This is a genomic window from Shewanella baltica (genome assembly GCF_900456975.1).
Classification (GTDB): domain Bacteria; phylum Pseudomonadota; class Gammaproteobacteria; order Enterobacterales; family Shewanellaceae; genus Shewanella; species Shewanella baltica.
On sequence record NZ_UGYM01000002.1, the window covers coordinates 2022751 to 2045936 of the forward strand.

Below are 23186 nucleotides of genomic sequence, written 5' to 3' on the forward strand. Positions count from 1 at the left end.
CTAAATAGACTTCCTTTTTCAATCGCCAATACTCGGGTTGTGGTATAAAACAGCAAAACGCAAAATATTTTATGCAAAACAGCAGGATAATGATGATGTGTATTTTGTATCAAAAGTGATTGTGATAAGTTAGCGTCATTAAAAACAATCACTTGTTGCAAAAGGATCTTTGTCAGTGAGCATAGCGTTTTATAATGGCAATGCCGTAACACTCTCGGCGCAGTATTTGTCTAAAACCTTTGAAGAAGTGCATTCAAGTTGGTTACATCATCTTTTGCCGATCCTCGCGAGAGACAAACTATCGATACTGGATGTGGGAGCAGGCTCAGGGCGGGATGTGCATTATTTAGCCAAAAAGGCACAGAGCAAAGAGACGCAAATTTTTGCAATCGAACCTGCTATTGCTTTAGCGAAAATAGGGCAGATGTTAACGCTGGATCTGCCCGTTCGTTGGATTGAGGATGGTTTACCTCAGCTACAAAAAGTAGTTGGCCTAGCACAACAGTTCGATCTGATTTTACTCAGCGCTGTGTGGATGCATTTATCTCCCTCTGAGCGCCCACTAGCACTAGCAACACTCTCAGGTTTACTCAATTCAACGGGCCTTTTAGTCATCAGTTTGCGCCATGGTCCAAGCCCCGATGCCCGCGTTATGCACCCAGTCAGTGCAGATGAATTGCTCGCACTGGCTGCAGATTGCCAGCTAGCACTCAAAGATTCGAGTCAAGATGAAACTGACAAACTCGGTCGCACGCAAGTGCATTGGCAGACCCTCGTATTTACACCAAAAGCCGTCCCAAACGTTACTGTTCCCGAAGCAAACGCCATTATTCAGGGTCGTCATCATGCCGATTGATGCGAGAAGACAAGTTGAATTTATTAGCTATTTACAACGTCTGTTGGTTGAAGGGGATTTTGTTGCAACATACAAATTTGCCTTACTGCATGCGATCGCAGATGTCTGCATCGAACGGCCATTAATACTCAATGCCGATCCTGAACAGAAAACCCTAATCAGTATTGATGAGCTAGTAGAGAAGTTTATTGAACTCTATTGGCAACACTCTTTACCTTTTGGTGCTGTTAATGCGCATTTTGTTCTACTTCAAAATAATGGAAAGCAATCAGCCTTAATCAACAGTTTGATTGAGCTACGTAATCAAGGCGTTAACAGTTTATCCCAGTTAAAAGCGCATCTTAGTTATCCTGCTCTATTGAGTAAAACGCGCGGCACCGTTAAAGAGGGCCCGTTATGGCGCTTACAAATTTTGTCTCGAAACGCAGATTGTTTTCTTTATCCCCATGATAAAACTAAAAATTATATCGAGTTGAATCCGGGTATCGCATTCTGCTTCAGGCGATTTCATGATTTAGTGGTGTCATTAGCTCGCACACAATGGGTGCAGAAAGTCGCCGAGTTTCCCGCAAATCAGGTCGTTATTGGCAGTAAAGGCAATTTAAGCGAGTTTCTATTTGGCAGTGACCGACAGACGATCACTCACGCTAGACCTGTGCTGCTTGATATCCAAAAGGGCCAATGCTTCTATTGCCATAAGTCATTAAAAGAAACTGGCGAAGTGGATCACTTTATTCCTTGGGCACGATATCCTAATGATTTAGGGCATAATTTTGTCCTCGCTCATAGCAGTTGCAATAACAATAAACGCGATCATCTTGCCGCACAGCGTCACAAAGATAACTGGTATGAGCAAAACATTATCCAGCATGGCCAAGCGTTACATTCTGAACTCAGCCGATATTTCGTCTGTGAAAGTGATCGCTCCGAAGCCATCACCACTTGGGCCTATCAGCTTGCAGGGCAAAATCGCTCACCACTCTGGCTCGATAAAAAAACCTTAGTGCCTTTTAACGCGATAGATAATGACTTATCGAGCACAGCAATTTAGAAACAAAGAAGTAAGTAGCGTTTATTCAGTCTCAGAATCTTAATTATCTAATTTTTAAAGGAAAGGTATGACAGAGTTACTAAAAGGGATTTTTTCAGTTTCACTTATTTTGTTGGGTATGGGAGCGATTTTAGTCCCTATGTTTTTTGTTATACGGCATAGAGACAGAACGGTAAAGCTGCCTATTGATAGGGAAAAGTTGAACAGATTGCCTGGTTTTGGCATTCAAAAACAGATCCAAGAGCTGCAATTTGATATTTTGAGCGCAATGCTCATGTCGGTCATCGTTGTCACCATTCCGTTTGCATTTGAAGGATTAAGGGGATACCTCGACAAAGGAACATTTCCTTTGGCATTTATTGGATTCATTGTACTCGGCCCAATTTATTTTGTGGCCAAAACCTATCGTAGTATGACTCGATTGACTAAGTTACGTTTGGGGCATACGGCCGAATTAGCGACCGCAGCCGAACTAATGCGTTTGCAGGGATTGGGTTATCAAGTTTTCCATGATATTCAAGCCGATGGTTTTAACATTGATCACTTAGTCGTGGGGATTAATGGTGTGTTTGCCATTGAAACTAAGGGGCGGCATAAGTGGTACAGTGATAAGAAGAATGAGTCAAATGGAGGGCAACATAAGGCACATGAGTTGTTTTACCGTGATGGGAAATTGGTGTTTCCGTCTTGGACTGAAACGGCACCGATTGAACAAGCTCAACGTCAAGCTAAGTGGGTGAGTGAATGGCTCACAAAGGCTGTAGGCCAATCTATTCCGGTAATGCCTGTACTCGTATTTCCCGGGTGGATGGTGAAGTCACAAACTAAACCACCGTTTCCTATCATTAATCATAAGCAAGTCGCTATTACGCTTCCTAAGATGAATGCCGCTATATTCACTCAAGAGCAAGTGAATGCGATTGCTTATCAAATTATGCAACGTTGTTTGCAGGGCAAGCCATGACTCTCTTCAGGTTTTTAAATCATTATTTAGCCCAATAAAAAAGTCGTCACTGGATAACCAATGACGACTCTTTAATACGATAACGCTGGGTTAATTGGCGTAAGTTAGCCGAATAATACTATGCGCTTTTTCTCGCTTCCATTTCAGCTTGGCTTGAAAGGTACTCATCGAAGGTACCTTGGAAGTTAATTATTTTTTTATCTTTAATATCAATGATACGTGTAGCGAGTGACGATACAAACTCACGGTCATGGCTGACAAATATCAAAGTGCCTTCAAAATCTTTCAACGCATTATTTAATGCTTCGATGGCTTCCATGTCCATGTGGTTGGTCGGTTCGTCCATGATCAGCACGTTGATGTCTTGCATCATTAACTTGCCGAATAACAAGCGGTTTTTCTCTCCGCCTGAGCAATTACGGGCCTTCTTGTTAGCGTCGTCTTCGGTGAACAGCAGACGGCCTAACATGGCGCGTACCATCAGATCGTTATGCTTGGGTTGGCGCCACTGTGACATCCAATCCATTAGCGTGTAGTCATTATCAAATTCGTCACTGCTGTCTTGCGGGCAGTAGCCGATTGATGCGTTTTCTGACCACTTGATCACGCCTTTATTGTGTTCTAAATCATTAACTAAGCAACGTAGGAAGGTGGTTTTACCCACGCCGTTCTCGCCGATAATCGCTAATTTTGCACCAGCTTCGAGGATCAAGTCGCCGCCTTGGAATAACTGTTCGCCATCAAACCCGTGGGCGAGATCTTCGAGGATCAGCGCTTGGCGATGCATTTTTTTGCCGGCATCAAAACGAATAGAAGGGTGGATACGGCTAGATGATTTGACATCATCGAGTTTGATCTTATCCATCTTCTTAGCACGCGAGCTAGCTTGCTTCGCTTTAGAAGCGTTGGCACCAAAGCGGTTAACGAAGTCTTGCAGTTCTTCGATTTCAGCGCTTTTCTTGGCGTTGCCCGACAATAATTGCTCGCGGATCAAAGAGGATTGGGCGAGGAAGTATTCGTAGTTACCTGGGTAAATGCGCAGTTCGCCATAATCGATATCGGCCATGTGGGTACAGACAGCATTCAAGAAATGCCTATCATGGGAAATAATGATCATGGTGCATTTACGTTTGTTCAACTCGGCTTCTAACCAGCTAATGGTATGGATGTCCAAGTTGTTGGTTGGTTCGTCGAGCAGCAGAATATCTGGATTGGCAAATAACGCTTGTGCCAACAGCACCCGTAGTTTCCAGCCCGGTGCCACTTGTTGCATTAGGCCGTAATGGAAAGATTCTTCAATACCCGCTTCGAGCAGGATTTCACCGGCGCGGCTTTCTGCGCTGTAGCCATCCATTTCGGCAAATTCACTTTCAAGATCGCCAACGCGCATGCCATCTTCTTCAGTCATATTCGGATTGGCGTAAATGGCATCACGTTCCTGTTTGACTTTCCACAGGGCAACATCCCCCATGATCACCGCATCGATCACACTGTATTGTTCAAACGCGAACTGATCTTGGCTTAGGGTACCGACTTTTAAGCCGGGCGTGATGGACACATTGCCAGAGGTTGGCGCTAAAGCTCCGCTGAGGATCTTCATAAAGGTCGATTTGCCACAGCCATTCGCGCCGATCAAACCATAGCGGTGACCATTGCCAAATTTCGCTGAAATGTTTTCAAACAATGGCTCAGGGCCAAACTGCATCGTGATGTTCGCGGTAGAGATCAAAGGAGCTTTCCTAGGTATTTGCTAACAGGGATTGTGACAAACAAGCCTCAAAATGAAACATGCGCTTCACCCACTCTAAGCCAAAACATTAAAGTTGGGATAATAAGGTCGCGGAGTATACAGACTAAGGGCTAAAGATGCGAGCAAGTATGTGATGCGCAGCTATAAATCGAGCCGTTTCAGTTGCGTTTATTTTGAGGATGAGCGAAGGCGTAAGCGGTTTATCGGCAAAAATTGGGACAGGTTTGAGCTTGCTACTGAGTGAAGGTCTGTTAAGTATCTCTTATCTAAGCGTCTACCTATGAAGTCTCTATATAAAATGCCTATCTATGAAGTGACATCTATTAAGTATGTAGTGCTCTCTATTAATGATAGGTGCCGATGGTAGATTCAAGCCTTCATGGCGACTTGAGTTGCGGCGTATTCCCCGCACTAAAGCCGATGCCAAACCCTGCCAGAACAAATAAAAGGAGGCGTTTAGCTTATTTACCGTTATTATTCCCACAGTTTTGCTGAGAAAGCAGATTTTGCGGCTATGCGGCTAATAGTTAACTGCTCTATATGCAAGTTTTGGGTCTAGTAAGATTAACGATTCAAGCATATAACGCTGCATGCTAGTGCCGTCACTTAACGAAACGAATAGCTGAGCGAGTGCCATCATTCGCCTAGATGGCTTAAATGACTTAAGTGATTTTAATGGCTTAATTAAATAATGTTATAGCTGTCATAGCCCGTTTAGTCGCGAATTCAGTAACTAATTTGATAACTCAATACCGTAAACTAATACAGTAAAATCAGCCAATTGGGCTGAATTTGGAATTCCCATGATAGAAGAGCAACAAAACAACCCATTACACGGCCTCAAACTCGAGACAATGATCACTGAGTTAGTCGATTTTTACGGTTGGAAAATTTTATTCGCGGCATTAAAGCTAGGCTGCTTTAACACCAACCCGACCATTGAGGCCAGTGTCATTTTCCTCAAAAAAACCGAATGGGCGCGGGAGAAAGTGGAAAACTTCTACCTGTACCGATTTAAGCGTATGCCTAAAGCCGTCGGTGAGCAGTTTGATCTCAAGCCACGTGAGCGAGGTTTTGCCTCAGGTATCGCGCCGCGTAAACCGATGGAACTGACATTAGCCTCTATCGCTGAAATGCAGGCCAAAGCCAGCGCCGAGTACGAAGCGGGTAACCGCCGTCCAAACTCTGGATATAGCTCGGGTAAAAGCGCAGGCAAAAAACCTGCGGGTGGACGCGGAACAGGTTCTAGCTATGGTTCATCGAATAGCAGCTCCCAGCGCCGAAGCGAACCCAGAAACGAGCAAAGAAATGATTCAAAACTGACAGAGCGTTCAGGACCTGGCCCGTCGACGGATGATAACGATCCGTGGGGCACTAAACGCAGCTAATCCTAATCCCATGTCTGCCAAATTTAGCGGACATGGCTTTTAGCTGGCGTTAGTTTTGCACTCGCTATTTTCACGCATGCGATTTGCCGTTGTTTCTACGGCTTGCTGTTTCATGCTAGTAAGGAATGAGTGTTGTATTAAGGTCGCTCTGGTATGAGTTAGCTTTTACATGAGTAGACTTTAGTCACTGAGTTGATTTTTTTCTATGGATTGGCTTTTTGAAGGGCCGGTTTATAGTCATGAGTCTGGTTGTTTGATAAAACGTCTGATTTATCGCCTGACTGAAAGAAAAGAGGTTAGCCGTAGAATACGACCAACCTCTTTTTTATGATTAACTATTCAATTTATTGCATGATGGTTAGAAAATTTACGGGGTTTATAGTTTTCGATTTGCATATCTAGCGCATAATGAGTGAATACCTCAATTTACAGCCAGATAGCGCTAGTCGCTCACTATTACGCCAAGTTCAAATAACTCACTTACGAAATCAGCCCTAAAACTTGCTTTAAACGCGAATGCCAAAGCTCATGCTAAGTACAGCTCCCAAGGTTTAGTTCAAACCTTTCATCCAAAGCACAAAAGCCTTTTCTACACTTTTCATTTGTCAATTCTTGTCACTTGTCACTTGATGCTTTTTGCGCTGTGCCATTTTGTCAGCAAACTGACCTTAGTGGATGTTGAGTTGTTTGACTATGCTGCTCCAAGGTAACCATTTAAAAGCTTGGTTGGCATCGGGTAAGTGGTTGTGACCATCCTGCACTACCAGCATACCCTGTTGCCACACACCGCTGCCGACGGGCAAATGCGTGACGGCTAGCCCATCGGTTTCGGCGCTGCCGTCGATGCTGGTTTCGCGGCCGTTTTCCATCCCGTTCAAGTTCACGCCAATGCGGAAACGTCCCACCTGTGCGTAAGGCGCGCTTGCTTGATAAAGCAGATAACTGTTATTGCCTTGACTGGATACCACCAGCAAATCTTGTTGTTTGCCGTGAATGCTCGCACCTTGGTAGAGTGAAATCCCTTCAACATCGGTAGCTTTGAATCACAACCCGCACCTCACGTTGTGACTCATTCTACTTTTCATTCTGTCATTCCGCGCCAAGGGCTATTTCAATCGCTCCGTTATACATTTTTGCCAGTGAATATAGGCTCGGGTTGGCGGCGGGTACTCGTTTGTCGCTGATGCGGGATAACTTAAGTTTGCCAGAGATGGCAGAAAAACTATCGATGAGCCCAGCGACCTTAAAGCGCCGCTTGGCTGAAATGGATTTAAGCTTTGGCCAACTCGTCGATGAAAACCGTTTAATCAAAGCCCTGTATTTTTTAGCCACACCTTCGCAGGACGCCCACACAATTGCCAACTCATTATCCTTCAGCGACGCCAGTAATTTCAGGCGTTCTTTTAAACGCTGGACGGGCCAATTACCCACCTATTTTCGCAGTTGGCTGGCTTAAGTCATAAGCGAGTAACAAGATGTCCTGTCTGCATTTTCAAGCGTATTTTTTGTTTTTATTTATTCAAAGCGTGAATTTTTATGCCTTAAAAGTGAAGTTAGGTGAGAAATTTGTCGGCATTATATGTTAATAATTGAATATTTAACGCATAACCAATCAATTTCACCATTAATGGTTATTGCGCAAGGCTCATAAGCGTTATGCTGGCTGAACTGTGATTCCGCTGAGTGAGTGGCGAGTGATGATGGTAATGATTTTACCGGATGAATGACTAGGGTCTGTTGATCTTTGCTGTACAAATGGTGTTCAGCAATACATCGGCAGCCACATTAACATAAACGCCAGTGACACCATACTGGCGTAATTTCTTGCTAGCTTGTCATACCTTGTTGATATTGCTCGATAATGTTTAATTCTTCCAAAAGCATTCTCCACTAAATGTCGATACCGATATAAGCACCAATCGACTCTTTCTTGAGGTGTATTCTTATAGCGGCGCCTTGGAATAACAGATTTCCCGCCTTTATTTGCGATAAGTTCACGAAATGCATCGCTGTCATAACCTTTATCTGCAATGACGGTATCAACCTGCTTCAGGTGTTCAATTAAGCTGGGGGCGTGTGTAATATCGTGTTTTTGGCCTTCTGATAATTCGAAATAAATCGGTAATCCTCCGCTGTCGACGGCTAAGTGAATTTTGGTTGAATTACCGCCTCGACTTTTACCAATACTCTCATTATTTAGCGTCGCTGCACCTGCACTGTGCTGGTGAGCCCGCACTATCGAGCCATCAATAAAGACCCATTCTATATCAGCAAGGTTGGCTAAGGCCTTGAATAAATGTGCTAGAACGCCTTTCTTAGACCATAAATGAAACCGTCTAAAGACCGTGCTCCAATGACCGAACTCTTTAGGTAAATCTCGCCAAGGGATACCTGTTCTAAGCCGGTAAAGAATACCTTCGAATGTTTGTCTATGTTCAGGTTTGTCATAAACACGGCCTGTGCTTTTCATTAAATGAAATAGCTTTTCCCAGCGTGCATCGGTTAGCATAAGTCTTGGCATGGCTTGAGGTTATGGTTACTTTTGGCGAAGCAAATTATAACGTCTTGCCATGCTGTCTAAAAATCACTCTCGAAAGATCAACAGACCCTAGACACTTTTTTATTGTCGCTATTTTAACTGTGCCATGGTCTCAGATAAACAATGCCATTTATACTCACTTTCCTATTGCAAAAACGTGGTGAACATTAAGCTGAAATGGAGCAACTAAGTGGTGAGTGACGAAAATATCACTGGACTTTATTTCATCGAGGGACTTAAGCGCATTTGGATTACTTATACATATAGACATCCAGAGCCAATAGATGACATCGACCATACGACATATATGGAGCTGCTAGATAAAGTAAAAAATACAGATGGAACGCGATATGATTTGTACACCTATCTCCTATCAAAACAAAACAAGTGCACAGACATTCTCCAATTTCTTAAAACACACCCGCACAGAGAATAACCTTTCCCAAGAAGATTTATGTGGTTTGCTCAGGCAAAAAAGTTGTCTGTTCGATACCTTAGATTCCATCACGATTAGCCGTTGGGAGCGAGGGGTTAACATCCCATCCCTTGCTAAACAGTCTGAAATTGTTGAAATATTTGGCTCTGAACTCTTTGATATTTATCGGGAGGATAAAAAGTTTATCAACGAAGGCTTAGCCCTGATTAACCTTTTTGAGTCCAACATAGAACGCAGTGACCATCCGTACTACCGCAATACGCCTTATCGTGTCGAATTTATCGAGAGCCACCATCATAACTTCATGGCGTTACTGCAACTCAGTTTGGTTTATGAAAGTAATCCGCGTTTATCCTTTGTGAGCCGTAACTTATCTCAACCGTTTTTCCATGGTCTGTCATTAGTTGTTGCGTTTAGCTCGGGCGATCAGATAGTCGGACATAGTCTGTTTTGTCGCACTCAGGGCAAAATCGCCCTCGAATTTATGAATGATGAGGTGGACTTATTCGAGGTGATTAACCATAACAGCCAAGCCTTACCAGATACCTTGATGGTGTTCTCATCTTTTGGTGTGACTCCCTATATTGAAAACTACATGATGTCTGTTTATCTCAATGAATTGGCTGCGAGTCGCTCACTCAAGTTTTTAAGTTTTAATATCTGTGATGAGTCATTAAAACGAAAGTTAACGCAATTTAAGTTACCCATTTTCAAAGTGAGAACGATAGAAAGTTGCTGCAAACCGATAAAAAACTATTCGTTTTTTTCCAGTCGCACAGAGGTGATGGCAAATCGTAATCTACTCAAGCTTTCCGTCATTCCTTCATCAAAATCCCAAACGATCGATCCCATTTTCTTCATGCAGTTAGAGACCCCTATATGAATATTCTCATCATAGATGATCAGCGCTTTATTCGAGAAACCATGAAAGCCGATATCCATAAGTTCTTGGTTGACGATAATGTGCAGATCTATGAGGCCTGTAATGGTAATCAAGGCATAGAACTGATTATTGACATCGAAGTGGTGCTTGATTTGATCATCATAGATCTCAAGATGGACCAAGGAGATGGAATCGCAGTCATCAATATGTTGGCCTCCGAGCCCCGTTTTGCCGCGATTCCGATTGCGGTGATCAGCTCTTCGGATAAACGGACTTTAGAGCTGGTGGACAATATCATCACAGTGCTGAGGCTCAACTTGCTGGGGGTATTTGCTAAGCCTATCAACGTGAATGATATTTTAACGCCATTGTTAGAAGCATCCACGGATAGACATCATGCGCATCAACATCAATCGATCGTGCAAAACAGGGCGGCCAATATCAATGTGCGGCAATTGCTTAAAGATGAACAATTAATTCTCTGCTATCAACCTAAGATCAACCTCAAGACCAAGGAAATCATAGGTTTTGAAGTGCTGTCGCGGCTTTGCGATCAATCCAATGGCTATATTTATCCCGACGTTTTTTTGCCACTGGTTAATCAACAGGGGCTGAATAGCCTGTTCTCGCGGATGGTCATTTCCCAGGCGTTGCAATGTTGGTCGCGTCAACCTTTACTGACGGCGTTTGCGCTGTCGATTAACATTACCGCCGACGATCTGACCTGCGATGAACTGATTGAATTCATCATCGAATGTGGCCGTGAGCATAAACACATCCATGTGATTTTAGAGCTCACTGAATCGCAAGAGATCATCAATCAAGATAGAGTGCTTAACTCAATTGCACGGCTGATTATCAACAATATTGATATTTCCCTCGATGATTTCGGTAAAAGTTATTCCACTTATGATCGCCTCGATGCCATTCCCTTTAAAGAAATTAAAATTGATAAAAGTTTTGTCTCCGATATGGATATTAATCACCAACATTATCTCATTGTGGAGTCCACCATAGCACTTGCGCAGAAGATGCACGTAAAGGTGGTTGCCGAAGGCGTTGAGACAAGTGCAATAGAAGCCATTCTCTCTGAACTAGGCTGTGATGTTGCCCAAGGCTATTTATATAGCCCGCCAATTGAAGGTCGTTATCTTATTGATTGGATAGCGCAATACAATAGGGAATGCCTAACCCATGGATACTAAGTCAATAATTAATAATGAGTTAACACTGGCCTTATCGACATTTTTTGAGCAATACAGCCAAGAACAGCAATCGCGACTGCGATCAACACTTATCGCAGAGTTGCAGCGTATGCGACTCGAGCTAGAAAAATGTAAGTCCAATGACAGTATCGAGGCCATAACACATCAATTCGTGGGGATTGCTCGCTATTTGCAGCTTAAGAATACCGTGCCTATGGCTAATTCTTGCGAGCGAGAACAGTTTAATCATCAGCTAAACGATTTACTTAATACCGTAATGGATTACGCCAATGAGCGTTAAATACAGTGCTTGCATCAATATGTTCAGTGGCTTATGGGTCACAATATTAGTGCTGTGGCTAACCTTGTCCCACTCGCTGTATGAGTTTGACGCTATTTACGATAAAAAGGCGCAGGCGGTTTTTACTTCCTCGCGGGATATGTTCCTACAACATAAGATCATGTTGGATGCGCTGAAATCTTTTTTCCACGCGTCGAGTAAGGTGACGTCAGAGGAGTTTGAGATTTTTGCCAAGGATTTACTTAAGATCAAATCTGCCGTCGCTTTTACGCTGACCCCCAGTCTTGAACTGGCCTATATCTCAGATCAGACTATGGCTACTGAGCTTAAACAGTTTGAGCTAGTCAAGGAGCCTAAAGGGGAGCTTAAGGCGAGCCTTGCCAATTACACTTTGGCTGTGGTGGCCATTGATAAGCCTAATATGCCTTATCTCGTTTATGCCGTTTCTCATCAGCGGATACTCGCGCGAATCGAACAAGAGCAGGGCGTTTGCATTACCTATCAATTTGAACAGTCATTTGAGCAGTCGTTACTGCAAAACTCATTCTGTAATCTTAAGTTAGCCAGCGGCCTATTTTCATTATTTAATTACTCTGATAGCCAAACCTTAGCTATCCCTGAATATCAAACCCGAGTGAGTTTACAGGTACAATATCAAGTGCCGCAAAAAGAAATTATCGAGCTTATCGTGATCATCCTACTGATTGCAGCCCTTGGCATAGTTTTGTCCTTCCTTTTGTACTTTAAGTCTAAAAATCAGCAGGTTGTTGAGCAAATTAAGCTCGACAATCGCGCTAAATTAGCCGTGCTTTCGAGCATTAATCATGAGATCCGCACCCCAATCAATGCCATTCTTGGCTATAGTCGCATGCTAAAAAAAGCCCTCTCACAACCACAGGAACTGGATAAAATCGTCGATAAAATGGCCTGGTCTGCCAACTTACTCTATTCGGTTGCCGAAAATACCTTAAATTACAGTAAGGCAGAAGCTGGGCAGTTAAAACTGAATTTACATTCGGTGAACTTACACGAGTATGTGGGCAATATTCAGGACTATTATCGTGCATTTAGTGCAACCTCCGGCAAACGTTTACACATTGTAGTAAGTGAGTCTTTGCCGCAGTTTATCGAACTCGATGGGACTAAGTTATTCCAACTCATGACCAACATTATCAATAATGCGTTCAAATACAGTACGGGTAGCGAAGTGCATTGCTATATGGATTTACACCTTAAAGCGAATGCTAAAAATCAGCGCCCTGTGCTTAGGGTGCTGATCCGCGATTTTGGCGATGGTATGTCAAAGGAAGCGCAGCGCGCTTTAGTCGATCCCTTTATGCACGCCGCTAACTCACCTATTGCCGCGACATCGGGTATGGGACTCGGGCTCTATACGTGTAATCGATTGCTTGAGCAGATTGGCGGTCGGTTTAGGCTGCGCAGTCAAAAGGGCAAAGGCACCACAGTGTTACTGCATTTCCCCTGTCAGCTCAGCGCAGTGAAAGAACGATTAACACTTCAATATGATCAACAAAAGGTGCTGATAGTAGATGACAATCTGTTTAATCTTGAAATTTGTCGCGCCATGCTGGAGCACTATCATTTTCAAACCTTCAGTACTGATAATACAGAGCAAGCACTGAAGATGTTGGTTAACCATTTGCCACAGATTGTCATTGTGGATTATCGTTTACAAGAAATGAACGGTTTACAACTGGTCAGGCAGATGCAGCAAGTATTACAAAACTTGGTGAGTGATAGCCCTATTGAACATCGCTGTCGTTTCTTTTTGCTCTCCGCGAATGACTGCGATGATATTCCCGAGTTAGCGTCGTTTCCTGAGGTGCATTTCATGCAGAAACCTTTTAGTGCCGAAGTCTTTCTCAGCAAATTAGCGGTAAAAGAGTAAATCATCAACATATTGAATGTTATATAGAAATATGATTTTCTGACTTCATCCAATTGGTACTGAAATACTGCAAATATCTTTGCAGTTAATGTGTAATCTATGGTAGAAGCGCTGTGATCCGCGCAGAACACTGCTACGCTAAACATACCTAAGTTCTTATTTAAATGTGTCACTGCTAGGAATGCCGATGGATAAGAAACCCCTTGAATTGGTTTACCCATTTTTAACGGAAGCTTTGCGGCTGAGCGAGAATGGTCTAGCGGTGTTAGACAAGCATAATTATTTTATCTTTTATAATAATACCTTTGCGAAAATGTTTGGTTTTGTTGATCAAGACATGGTCGGCAAGCATTTTGACGACATGATGCGCTTTGCCTTTACCCATAAACAGGGACCGAAAATTGAGCATGAAACCATAGAGGAATGGCTCGAGCTTATTCATGCGCATCAACGTAAATCGGCTTTTAGACGTTTTGAAGTGGATCTGGTCGACGGTCGCTGGTTGCAACTCTCGGAGCAGGTTTATCACAATGGCGATATGGTGATTGTTTGCACGGATATCACCCAGTTAAAACAGGTCGAGTTTGCCCTCAGGAATGCGCAAACGGAGTTAAATCGCCTCGCGCTCACCGATGAGTTAACGGGGATAGCCAATCGGCGGCACTTTTTTCAGCAGTTAGAGCACGAAATCAAACGCTTGAGTCGCTTACAGTTGCCATTATGCCTAGTGATGATGGACATCGATAACTTTAAACTCGTCAATGATCGCTATGGCCATCAAGTCGGTGACAAAATCTTGCAGCATTTTACCCAATTTATCAGCAGCCGAACCCGTCCCTACGATATTTTTGGCCGCTTGGGCGGTGAAGAGTTTGCACTGTTACTGCCAGAAACCACAGTTGATGCGGCCCAGAAAATCGTGACGCGGATGATGTCATGCCTTGCCAATGAAGATATTTCTGCAATCGTGGCTGATTTTCAATATCAATTTTCAGCAGGGGTTAGCGCATTAACCCCTGTGATTATTCACCATGGAATCGATAACAGTGCTGATATTGCAGATGTGGAGCAGGTTGGATTGCCCGTGGGAACCGGAAGTCAGTGTCGCTCGGATGCTGAAAAGCTGGTGGCCGAGGCCGATAAAGCACTCTATCACGCTAAAACCCTCGGGCGGAATCGTGCGGTAATATGGGACGAGGTGATGTTACCTCGCCACAAGCCCAGCTAAACAAAGCATTCGACATTCAGTGCATTAGTACTCAAGGGAAACTGTGTTAATCAATCAGCAATATATCCGCCATGGACCCGATTACCGATTTGGTGAGCAGGTGACATTTCTTGATGTTAAACAAACCTTTGGTTTTAGTCATGTACGTGTTGGCCGCTGGGTTACGCGGGATGAATCGCGCCTTGCTGCGGATCTGGTGTTTGATTCGCTCGCCGATCTGGCCTTTATCTTAAAGTTGCCACCTTTGACGTTAGGGCTGCGCGAAACCGTGAGTCTGGCTTTTGGTCATGGCGGTCAAAAAGGCGTTCAGGCCCATTATGCGCCCGCGACTCGGGAATTGGCCTTGGCTAAAAATGCCGGCGCTGGCGCTTTGGCCCACGAATTTTGGCACGCGTTTGACCACTATATTGCCGCAAAGTCCTTCAAATCTTCGTCTAAGCGGTTTCAATGCGCGAGCGATCTTTGGTTATCGGATCTGCCCATCATAGAACATCCACTGAATGCACGGTTATCGGAGATCTTCAAGGTGACATTTTTGAGTGGTAATGGCGATGAGCCCCATAATTATGTGCGCCGAGCGATTGCCTTAGATAAAAAACATGGAATGCATTACTTCGCACGGCCAACTGAAATGATGGCGCGGGCATTTGAAGCCTGTATTGAATCCTATGATGATATTTCTAATCCGTATTTAGTGTCAGGGACACGCTTTTCAGCAATGGCAAAGGAGGGTGCTTATCCCGATGAAGCCCACAGAAAAGTGATTTTTAAAGCTTTGATCAATTACTTCGAGCCGTTAGGGATGGCATTAAGTAAACATCCACTTGGCTGATTTTAAACTTTTGAAAGTACGATAAAAATACGGTAAATGGTAGTGTGATGCGAGTACGAGCTTAGTTGGCAAGTCGACAAATTCAAACCTGAATTAACGAATTAACGAATTAACGATAAGTGATGGTGTGAGTCGTGCCGTTTTGCTTAGTCGAAAGTGTTTGCCAGCAATAGGCCAAACTGTGGCGGATAGCATCGAGATATTGGGACGCCTGAGTATCCATTAAATACCAATAGCTGGGTTTTGATTCTGGCATGTGATTAAAAAATAATGCCTCGGCATTGATGACTTGTATCGAATCCGCAAACTGCAGCCAAACGTCGATAGGCGTATGAGCCAGTGCAATCAGCCAATCAAGTTGCATGTGTTTTGCGGAATGTGGCATATCTGCCGATGGGCTTGATTCTTGTAAACGCGCAAGTAAATCAAAGGGATTGCCCGTGTTCATCATAAGCGAAGCTTGGGATGAACTCTCTTTGTCTGTTGTAGCTAAGTTTGCTAAAAAAACCGGTGACAGAGTGAACTCCGGCCAGTCGAGTGCGGGCGCGAACGTCTGCGCAATCCGCCGCTCGCCTAGCCAGTTATGCACCATACAAGGTAAGTGGTCTTCAAGTGGTAAATCATTGGGCCTTGCTAAACTCGGAAACAGCGACATACGCTGCACTTGTACATGCTGAGACAACTGCTGCATCAATACGATTGTGGTTAAGCCAGATGAAGGCCAGCAGCCAAGCTGAGGCGTTAATTCAATCGCAACTTGTGTCAAAGCTTGGGTAAGTAAATCATTTTGCGGGTGACCTTGTACCACAAAAGCATATTTTGATTCGGCAAAACCGCCATTAGCGATATTCACTATCTGATTATTTGGGTTACTTTTCTCATTCCATTGAGTGCCGTTGAAGATAAATGTCGTGCCAGTAGTAGCTGGCTGCCAATTGCCAGAAGCATTCCCAATAATGGTCACTTGCTCGAAGGCAAGTTCGCGCGCCAAAGTGTGCAGTTCGACTCGCGAATGCGGCATCTGCAAATGTTGGTGCATGTGGGTATGAGACTTAGGCATAGGCTGAATATCTGTTTCACGGACTCAAAATGACCTTCATTGTAATGGATATCTCCCTGAGCCCAAAGGCTTAATCCTCTGTCGTTTACCGGATGATGTTTTAACACATGATAGTGCTAACCTAGGGATGTCGCGCATAAAAGCGATGCGCGGTATCCCTAATGAGTAAGATGATCAGAAATTGTAGCTCAGACTAAGTTCGACATTTCTCGGTTCGCCGAAGAAGCCTTGATCGTAGAAATCGATACTGGAGTAGTACTTTTCATCAAACACGTTTCTAATATTCAAGCGGACAATCGCATCGTCAGTAATTTGATAACTCGCCATCAGGTTAGTAATGAAGTAACTGTCTTGTTCAGAGCTTGCGCCGTTAGGACCTGCATTTTCTACATAAATCTTGCTCTGCCAGCTTAAGTTACCACCCAATGTGAGATCTTCGAGAGCACCATTAAAATGATAAAGCGTAGATAATCGTACTAAGTTTTTAGGCAAATGCGTACCAAAGGCTTCACCATTGGCTTTTTCAGACTCACTGTAGGTGTAACTGAAGTACAGATCCCAATCTTCCGTCGGCCTTCCGGTTAACTCCATTTCAAAACCACGGTTGCTGGTGCCATCCACTGCGCGCATTGGAAAGCTGCCATCTGGAAGTGGATCTTTAAAATTAGGATCTCTTTCTGCCACATTTTCTTTTTGAACTTTAAATACTGCCACACTGGCGGTGAGTCTTTCGTCGAAGAAATCAGCTTTACTACCAAGCTCAATATTATTGCCGGTTGTCGGATCTAGGCGTTTATTATTGGCATCTTTTGCGTCTTGGGGCTGAAAGATTTCGGTGTAACTGGTATAGATTGAGACGCTGTTAGTGATGTCATACACGAGTCCCGCATAAGGGGTGATGACATCATTGTGCTCATAACCTGGGTCGATTCTGTATTGGCTAATACGACTCCCCAGTAATAGAGTCAGCTGATCATGCAGACTGAGTTGAGTGGCGATATAGGCGCCTTTCTGGATCTCTTCAGTCTCTTGAGTAGTGGGGGTTAATGGGTAGTTTGGTTCTGCAATCGAGCCATCCCACTCGAAGAAGTTACCAACGCTCAAGGTATCTGTGGTGTAATAAGAGTCAGCGCTAATATCTTGTTTTGAATAGAGTAGGCCGGTTGTCAGTTTATGTTCTCGACCAAATAATTCGAATGGACCTGAAGCAAATAATCGCGCGGCATCCTGCTTACGGCTTGACTGGTAGATCATGGGCGATGCACTCATACCTAAACCTGTGGTTTTATCTGGGGCGCCATACAAAAATAACAAGTGGCCATCCATTTTGTCTTCGCGATGTTCAATGTCGAGTTTGATATCCCAATTATTATCGAAGCCGTGTTCTAAAGTAGAGAAAACGTTCGTGCCATGACGCTTCCAACTGGACCAAGATGCCGCAGTGGTCGTTGAGCGGGGTAAGTCATTGGCTAGACTGCCATCGGCATAAAAGAGTGGCAGCGCACCCCAAGTGGAGCCTTTAGGATCGCGGTCACTATAATCCGCTCCTAAAGTGAATAAAGTACTGTCACTTAATCGTGCAGTAACAACGCCATATATTTGCAGGTTTTCATCCTCAGCAAGATCGGTAAAACTGTCAGATTTCTCATAGGCAGCTGCAAATCTCGCTTGAACGTCACCATCATCTGTTATGTCGACTGAACTGTCGCCTTCAACACGGTAACTGTCCCATGAACCTAGTTTGGCACTGAGATAACCACCAGGTGAAGACTTTGGACGTTTACGAATGAGGTTGATGGCGGCAGAGGGTTCACCTGCTCCGGTTAATAATCCCGTTGCGCCCCGCACCACTTCAACGCGATCGAAGATAACGGTATCGGTCGAAGCATCATTAAAGAAACTTGAGTAGTTAACTGGCACGCCATCAAATTGAAAGTTAGTGATAGGATTACCGCGGGCACTAAAAAAGTACCGATTAGTTTCTATTTTTTGAGCCGAAATACCCGGTGTTAAAAACATTAAGTCGGCGACATTGTTAAGTGAAAAACTCTGAATAAACTCTTGATCTATAATCGTAACCGACTGGGGTGTATCTCGCAGTGTTAAAGGCAATCCCGTTGCAGTCGCTGCTTTATCTAAACGACTTCCTTTAATACTGATCACTTCAATATTTGCGTCGGATTCTGTCTCTTCAGCGTACAAACTCGAGGCAAATAACAGGCCTGAAATGAGTGTAGCTAATAACGTTTTATGCATCATGATTCCCCATCATAGTATTTTGTGACCGGCATTCTAATTGAAAACAATTACCGGTACATCGTATTGATAACAATTTGCATTACCTTTACACTCTCGGTATTAGATAAGTGTTAGGAAAGTCACAAATGGCGAAGATCAGTAACCGGTTCTGGTTTATGTTGCACGGTTGGGTGTCGCTCCCAATATGGTTGTTATTTTGTTTTATCTGTTTGACGGGCACGATTGCGGTATTAAGTCATGAGATCACTTGGCTCACTAATCCTGCATCCAGAGCATTGAATCCTAATGATTTACCGGAAAAACCAGTCAGCGAGCTAATGACGATTGTTGAGAAAGCCTACCCAAGTGCGGCAGTTACTGGCGCTATGACTTTAGAGCCATATTTGGTGAATGTGGTGATGTTCAGTGACGTGGATAAACCCTATGCCATGGCCTATGTGAATCAATACACAGGTGAAATCCAACAGATCAATGAAGGCATGACATTTGTCGGTTTCATCAGATCGTTACATGCGTGGTTATTATTTCCTTGGCAAAGTAGTTACAGCTTGGGCTATTACCTCGTTTGTTCGATGGCGCTGTTCATGCTCGCATCTTTGATTACTGGCCTGATTGTTTACAAACGTTTTTGGCGAAGTTTTTTTGCTCCTAAGTTACGTCTCAATCAAGGAAAAAAGACGTTATTAGCAGATTTACATAAATTGTCTGGCGTCTGGTCTATTTGGTTTATCGCCATCATGGCCGTGACGGGGTTATGGTATTTAACCCAAGCCATTTTTTGGCATGCGGATATTGATATAGAACCCCATGCGCCATTGGTCGGCGTAGAACAATTGCCCTACGTCCATGAAAATGAAGGGAAGCTGGCTCCGAGCGTGTCATTTGCACAAGCCTTAACGCTAGCGCAAAGACGTTTTCCCGATTTTCAGCCAAGTTATGTGATGCAACCAGAACACAATCGAGACATGTATCACCTGAGCGGTAGCGGCGATCATATTTTCTACGATCAGTATTCATACAACCTCAGTATTAATCCTTGGACAGGGGAGGTTGCCAGTGCCACATCACCCGAGACGATGACGGGCATGCAAACCCTAATGCATATTGCCGATCCTCTACATTACGGCACCTTAGGCGGTATTTGGACAAAAATCATTTGGTTTATTTTTGGATTAATTCTATCGGGTATGTCGATTACAGGATTTATGATGTGGGGATTGCGCAATCTGCGAGCATTTAAAAATGCAAGCGCTCAAAACACAGCAACTGAAGTCCTAGAGGAGGGATGTTAATGGCTGTTACTAACTCAAGCTTCTGGCTAAAAAACAAATATAAACTCAGTGGGTTAATTCTACTCCTACCGATATTATTTCTATATCAGTCGTTAACACCCACATTTCCGCCTGCATGGAAGGCTCAGCAGTTGGGCGAGTTTACCATTGCGCCTTTACCCTTAAATCTTAACGCACCTTATGTGCATCATGATGATTATGTAAAAGATTTTATGTTGGTTTTTGAAAAAGGTGAAAAAGCTAATATACGTCAAGGCTACGCTAACATTGGAACTCAGGCTCTGCCGATAGCAGACTTACAACGCAGTGAGAATGGCATTTTACACGGTAACAAGCATGGCCAACATGTGCACGCCATCGCATCTGAAAAGTTAACCTCGGCCGACAGTCTGTGGATTTCGATAGAGAATTGGCAAGGTGAGTGGCAAGTCGGAAAATGGCCACTGCCCGCTGATATACTCGTGCAGTAGTACAAATCACCTTAAAACAAGTTTAAAACCTAAAGCCCAGACAGCAAAGACGACCTCTTAGAGTGACAAGCTAAGGGGGTGTTTTTTAAAGGTTAAGCATCTGGGCTTAAATACGGCTAAAAAATCACTTTTCTTGCTGTGAGCTTTCTCTTAAATGGCAAGTTTCAATTGCATGAAACACCAAGTTGCGTTGTCCTTCATGAGTCAATAGCAAATATGTTATCCGAATCACTAAAATACAAATGAAAGTGATTCGCAATAGTGTTACCGTATTGCCACTCTAAATAAACTATCCAACTAACTATGCAATTTAATTTACTTCCTCTTGCGGCGGCTGTTGCTTTGGCCTTAAACCCTTTACTGGTTTTAGCCGAGGAGCAGTCAACTCCTGATCTCCAAGACCAGAATATTGAAAAAATCACTGTAATGGGTAAATACACTGTCAGCAAAACTATCGATACCGCCACTGGGCTTGGATTGTCGTTGATGGAAACGCCGCAGTCAGTGTCGATTTTAACGGCTGAGCGAATTCAAGATCAGGCGCTTAATACCGTCGTTGATGTCGTTAATAATGCTGTCGGTTTATCGTCATCTAAAACTGACAACGTGCGTAATGGTTTCAATGCTCGCGGATTTTCAGTGCAAAATTACCAGATTGACGGTGTACCTTTATCTTGGAGTTTAGGGGGGGATGCCGGCGAAACCGTTTCTGATGTATCCCTTTATGAACGAGTTGAAGTGGTGCGAGGGGCAACAGGCCTACTCACAGGTGCCGGAGATCCGTCTGCTTCGATTAATTTGGTACGCAAACATGCCGATAGCAACGACCTGAAGGGTTATGTCGATGTAGCAACGGGCAGTTGGGATAAAAAACAGATCACCGCAGATGTCTCCAATGGCCTCAATGACAGTGATAGTGTACGTGGTCGCATGGTCGCTAAATACGTCAATAGCGATTCATACCAAGAGCTTTATCAAGACCGCAAAACCATTCTTTACGGTGTTATCGATACTGATATCACAGATAACACTATGTTGCGCGTGGGGGGTAGTTACAACAACAATAACCCTAAAGGCGCCATGTGGGGAGCATTGCAAGCCGTATACAGCGATGGCACTCCTACCGATTGGGATGTTTCAGCTACAACGGCAGCAGATTGGAGTCGCTGGGAAACCACCAACCTAAACTACTTTGCAAACCTCAATCATTATTTCAACAATGGCTGGCAATTGGTGGCGAACTACAACCGTATGGAGTATGAAACCACCACTAAAATGATCTACATGTCTGGTTTGCTTGATAAAGAAACGGGGGCAGGATTAAGTGGTCAGCGTTATCACAGCCACGGTGAGAGCAACTCTGATAATTTCGATTTGCAGCTGAAAGGGGATTATCAACTGTTTAATCGTGAACATGAGTTTGTCGTCGGTGCCTTATACAGTAAACAAAAATCCTATACGGATACTTTCGAACCCATTCGCGATAACATGAGCGGTTACGATAACAAGCCCGTAGATAACTTTTACGAATGGCAAAACAATGCATTTGCAGAGCCTGAATGGTCAACGGACGCCAATCGTCAGCTTAAAATGGACACTGAGCAGAAAGGTTTTTACGCTGCAACCCGTTTCACCATTACTGAAGCCTTAAAAATCATTGCTGGCGGCCGGATTTCCAGCTGGAATCGTGAAGGAGTGAGCTACGGCACTGATACCAACTTTGGTGATGATGGGGTGTTTGTACCTTATGTCGGTGCCTTATATGACATTAGTGAGCAACATCGTGCCTACGCGAGTTATACCGAAATATTTAATCCGCAAAATGTGACTAATGCTTATGGAGAGTATCTCGACCCATTAAAAGGTAAAGCTTATGAAATTGGTCTGAAGAGTGCTTATCTTGACGATCGTCTGCACACAACTGTCGCGCTATTTAAAATTGATCAAGACAACCTAGCAACGCCAAATGGAATAGTCATAATTGATGGCAAACCCGTTACTAATTACAAAGCTGCTCAAGGTACTGAAAGTACAGGTTTCGAGTTAGAAGTGGTGGGTGAGTTTATTGATGGTTGGAATATCACAGCTGGCTATTCTCAGTTTACCGCAGAAGATGTGGAAGGAAACAGCATGGCAACCACAAGCCCACGTAAACAGTTTAAGCTATTTACCACGTATCAGTTTGTCGATTATCTGCCTGAGTTAACCGTGGGTGGTGGTATTAATTGGCAAAGTGACAGTTACTCTGAAGGCGGCACAGTAAAAATAGATCAGGAGGCTTACTCCCTCGTTAACCTGATGGCCCGTTATAACCTCGCCGATAATATGGATCTGCAACTTAACGTGGAGAATTTATTAGACGAGAAATACTACGCTTATATGTCAGCCTCATCCTCAATGTCCGAAGCTTATAGCGTGTATCACTATGGCACGCCACGTAATGTGACCTTGAGTTTTAATTACCGCTTTTAAGTTTTCCGCTAAACAGGGTAGCCGAGTGATCGGCTACTTCTCCTGCATATTCTATTATTGCTAATGTTTTGATTGCTCGAGCTAGTTCGTATTAACGACTCAGCACTGACATCTATAGATGTTGGACTAAGCCAACCTTTGCTTCGTACCAAAATACAGTTATCGGTTGAAAGTGAAAGTGAAAGTGAAAGAATGATGTGGTTCAACCAAGTCATGGAAGGGCAACACATTAGGTTAGCAGTTTCTCCCTATTTTTTGCAGGCATTATACTGTTCGCAATCAGTGCGGCAA

19 protein-coding genes are annotated in these 23186 nt (G+C 43.8%); 14 read left to right on the forward strand and 5 right to left on the reverse strand.

What is annotated here, in order from left to right; all coding sequences use genetic code 11:
* The first annotated feature begins 175 nt into the window (after positions 1 to 175).
* The 3 genes from DYH48_RS09045 (at position 176) to DYH48_RS09055 (ending at position 2871) form a co-directional block, all read left to right on the forward strand.
* Positions 176 to 856, forward strand: coding sequence for a class I SAM-dependent methyltransferase (locus tag DYH48_RS09045; protein ID WP_012089255.1), 681 nt, complete (start codon positions 176 to 178; stop codon positions 854 to 856).
* The gene (locus DYH48_RS09050) at positions 846 to 1907 is read left to right on the forward strand and encodes an HNH endonuclease (RefSeq protein WP_012089254.1); all 1062 of its coding nucleotides are present in this window, start codon (positions 846 to 848) and stop codon (positions 1905 to 1907) included. The genes DYH48_RS09045 and DYH48_RS09050 overlap by 11 nt, the downstream gene beginning before the upstream one ends.
* 67 nt (positions 1908 to 1974) lie before the next feature.
* Positions 1975 to 2871 carry a nuclease-related domain-containing protein gene (locus tag DYH48_RS09055; protein WP_012089253.1) on the forward strand — a complete coding sequence of 299 codons (897 nt, stop codon included), beginning with the start codon at positions 1975 to 1977 and terminating at the stop codon, positions 2869 to 2871.
* A gap of 118 nt (positions 2872 to 2989) precedes the next feature.
* On the opposite strand, the gene DYH48_RS09060 is transcribed toward DYH48_RS09055, so the two are convergent.
* Positions 2990 to 4600, reverse strand: a complete 1611-nt coding sequence (locus DYH48_RS09060; RefSeq protein ID WP_006081677.1) for an ABC-F family ATPase — start codon at positions 4598 to 4600, stop codon at positions 2990 to 2992.
* Between the two features lie 824 nt (positions 4601 to 5424).
* On the opposite strand from DYH48_RS09060, the gene DYH48_RS09065 reads away from it, so the two are divergent.
* On the forward strand, positions 5425 to 6009 hold the full coding sequence (locus DYH48_RS09065) for a VF530 family protein (RefSeq protein ID WP_115334570.1): 585 nt from the start codon (positions 5425 to 5427) through the stop codon (positions 6007 to 6009).
* Positions 6010 to 6677: 668 nt separating this feature from the next.
* Here DYH48_RS09065 and DYH48_RS09070 read toward each other — a convergent pair.
* Complete coding sequence (locus tag DYH48_RS09070) at positions 6678 to 6983, reverse strand: phytase (RefSeq protein WP_370452672.1); 306 nt, start codon at positions 6981 to 6983, stop codon at positions 6678 to 6680.
* Positions 6984 to 7165: 182 nt separating this feature from the next.
* On the opposite strand from DYH48_RS09070, the gene DYH48_RS09075 reads away from it, so the two are divergent.
* Positions 7166 to 7465, forward strand: a complete 300-nt coding sequence (locus DYH48_RS09075; protein WP_012089251.1) for a helix-turn-helix transcriptional regulator — start codon at positions 7166 to 7168, stop codon at positions 7463 to 7465.
* A gap of 306 nt (positions 7466 to 7771) precedes the next feature.
* On the opposite strand, the gene DYH48_RS09080 is transcribed toward DYH48_RS09075, so the two are convergent.
* Positions 7772 to 8530, reverse strand: a complete 759-nt coding sequence (locus DYH48_RS09080; protein WP_087486575.1) for an IS5-like element ISSod6 family transposase — start codon at positions 8528 to 8530, stop codon at positions 7772 to 7774.
* Positions 8531 to 8898: 368 nt separating this feature from the next.
* Between DYH48_RS09080 and DYH48_RS09085 the strand changes: the two genes are divergently transcribed.
* From DYH48_RS09085 to DYH48_RS09110, 6 genes are all read left to right on the forward strand, one after another.
* A complete protein-coding gene (locus DYH48_RS09085) occupies positions 8899 to 9867 on the forward strand; it encodes a helix-turn-helix transcriptional regulator (protein WP_041411446.1) in 969 nt (322 codons plus the stop codon).
* Complete coding sequence (locus DYH48_RS09090) at positions 9864 to 11072, forward strand: EAL domain-containing response regulator (RefSeq protein WP_012089249.1); 1209 nt, start codon at positions 9864 to 9866, stop codon at positions 11070 to 11072. The genes DYH48_RS09085 and DYH48_RS09090 overlap by 4 nt, the downstream gene beginning before the upstream one ends.
* The gene (locus DYH48_RS09095) at positions 11062 to 11373 is read left to right on the forward strand and encodes a hypothetical protein (protein ID WP_012089248.1); all 312 of its coding nucleotides are present in this window, start codon (positions 11062 to 11064) and stop codon (positions 11371 to 11373) included. Before DYH48_RS09090 ends, DYH48_RS09095 begins: the two co-directional genes overlap by 11 nt.
* Entirely contained in the window at positions 11363 to 13282 is a 1920-nt protein-coding gene (locus DYH48_RS09100) for a hybrid sensor histidine kinase/response regulator (protein ID WP_012089247.1), read from the forward strand. The genes DYH48_RS09095 and DYH48_RS09100 overlap by 11 nt, the downstream gene beginning before the upstream one ends.
* Positions 13283 to 13469: 187 nt before the next feature.
* Positions 13470 to 14510 (forward strand): sensor domain-containing diguanylate cyclase, encoded by a 1041-nt coding sequence (locus tag DYH48_RS09105; RefSeq protein WP_115334571.1) that lies wholly within the window; start codon positions 13470 to 13472, stop codon positions 14508 to 14510.
* 43 nt (positions 14511 to 14553) lie between these two features.
* Complete coding sequence (locus tag DYH48_RS09110; protein ID WP_115334572.1) at positions 14554 to 15342, forward strand: CLCA_X family protein; 789 nt, start codon at positions 14554 to 14556, stop codon at positions 15340 to 15342.
* Between the two features lie 109 nt (positions 15343 to 15451).
* On the opposite strand, the gene DYH48_RS09115 is transcribed toward DYH48_RS09110, so the two are convergent.
* Complete coding sequence (locus DYH48_RS09115; RefSeq protein WP_115334573.1) at positions 15452 to 16402, reverse strand: hypothetical protein; 951 nt, start codon at positions 16400 to 16402, stop codon at positions 15452 to 15454.
* Between the two features lie 174 nt (positions 16403 to 16576).
* Positions 16577 to 18658, reverse strand: coding sequence for a TonB-dependent siderophore receptor (locus tag DYH48_RS09120; protein WP_115334574.1), 2082 nt, complete (start codon positions 18656 to 18658; stop codon positions 16577 to 16579).
* 128 nt (positions 18659 to 18786) lie between these two features.
* Here DYH48_RS09120 and DYH48_RS09125 point away from each other — a divergent pair, with 128 nt between their 5' ends.
* The 3 genes from DYH48_RS09125 to DYH48_RS09135 all read left to right on the forward strand — a co-directional run bounded on the left by DYH48_RS09125 (position 18787) and on the right by DYH48_RS09135 (position 22895).
* Positions 18787 to 19953 (forward strand): PepSY-associated TM helix domain-containing protein, encoded by a 1167-nt coding sequence (locus tag DYH48_RS09125; RefSeq protein WP_115334575.1) that lies wholly within the window; start codon positions 18787 to 18789, stop codon positions 19951 to 19953.
* Positions 19953 to 20423, forward strand: coding sequence for a PA2404 family protein (locus tag DYH48_RS09130; RefSeq protein ID WP_115334576.1), 471 nt, complete (start codon positions 19953 to 19955; stop codon positions 20421 to 20423). The genes DYH48_RS09125 and DYH48_RS09130 overlap by 1 nt, the downstream gene beginning before the upstream one ends.
* A 303-nt stretch (positions 20424 to 20726) precedes the next feature.
* Positions 20727 to 22895 (forward strand): TonB-dependent siderophore receptor, encoded by a 2169-nt coding sequence (locus DYH48_RS09135; protein ID WP_115334577.1) that lies wholly within the window; start codon positions 20727 to 20729, stop codon positions 22893 to 22895.
* Positions 22896 to 23186 lie beyond the last annotated feature (291 nt).

Excerpts from the sequence above, each read along its gene's own strand:
- DYH48_RS09050 (WP_012089254.1), top strand. The coding sequence starts at position 846 with ATGCCGATTGATGCGAGAAGACAAGTTGAATTTATTAGCTATTTACAA.
- DYH48_RS09055 (WP_012089253.1), top strand. The coding sequence starts at position 1,975 with ATGACAGAGTTACTAAAAGGGATTTTTTCAGTTTCACTTATTTTGTTG.
- DYH48_RS09065 (WP_115334570.1), top strand. The coding sequence starts at position 5,425 with ATGATAGAAGAGCAACAAAACAACCCATTACACGGCCTCAAACTCGAG.
- DYH48_RS09080 (WP_087486575.1), bottom strand. The coding sequence starts at position 8,530 with ATGCCAAGACTTATGCTAACCGATGCACGCTGGGAAAAGCTATTTCAT.
- DYH48_RS09085 (WP_041411446.1), top strand. The coding sequence starts at position 8,899 with ATGATTTGTACACCTATCTCCTATCAAAACAAAACAAGTGCACAGACA.
- DYH48_RS09090 (WP_012089249.1), top strand. The coding sequence starts at position 9,864 with ATGAATATTCTCATCATAGATGATCAGCGCTTTATTCGAGAAACCATG.
- DYH48_RS09095 (WP_012089248.1), top strand. The coding sequence starts at position 11,062 with ATGGATACTAAGTCAATAATTAATAATGAGTTAACACTGGCCTTATCG.
- DYH48_RS09100 (WP_012089247.1), top strand. The coding sequence starts at position 11,363 with ATGAGCGTTAAATACAGTGCTTGCATCAATATGTTCAGTGGCTTATGG.
- DYH48_RS09105 (WP_115334571.1), top strand. The coding sequence starts at position 13,470 with ATGGATAAGAAACCCCTTGAATTGGTTTACCCATTTTTAACGGAAGCT.
- DYH48_RS09115 (WP_115334573.1), bottom strand. The coding sequence starts at position 16,402 with ATGCCTAAGTCTCATACCCACATGCACCAACATTTGCAGATGCCGCAT.
- DYH48_RS09120 (WP_115334574.1), bottom strand. The coding sequence starts at position 18,658 with ATGCATAAAACGTTATTAGCTACACTCATTTCAGGCCTGTTATTTGCC.
- DYH48_RS09125 (WP_115334575.1), top strand. The coding sequence starts at position 18,787 with ATGGCGAAGATCAGTAACCGGTTCTGGTTTATGTTGCACGGTTGGGTG.
- DYH48_RS09130 (WP_115334576.1), top strand. The coding sequence starts at position 19,953 with ATGGCTGTTACTAACTCAAGCTTCTGGCTAAAAAACAAATATAAACTC.
- DYH48_RS09135 (WP_115334577.1), top strand. The coding sequence starts at position 20,727 with ATGCAATTTAATTTACTTCCTCTTGCGGCGGCTGTTGCTTTGGCCTTA.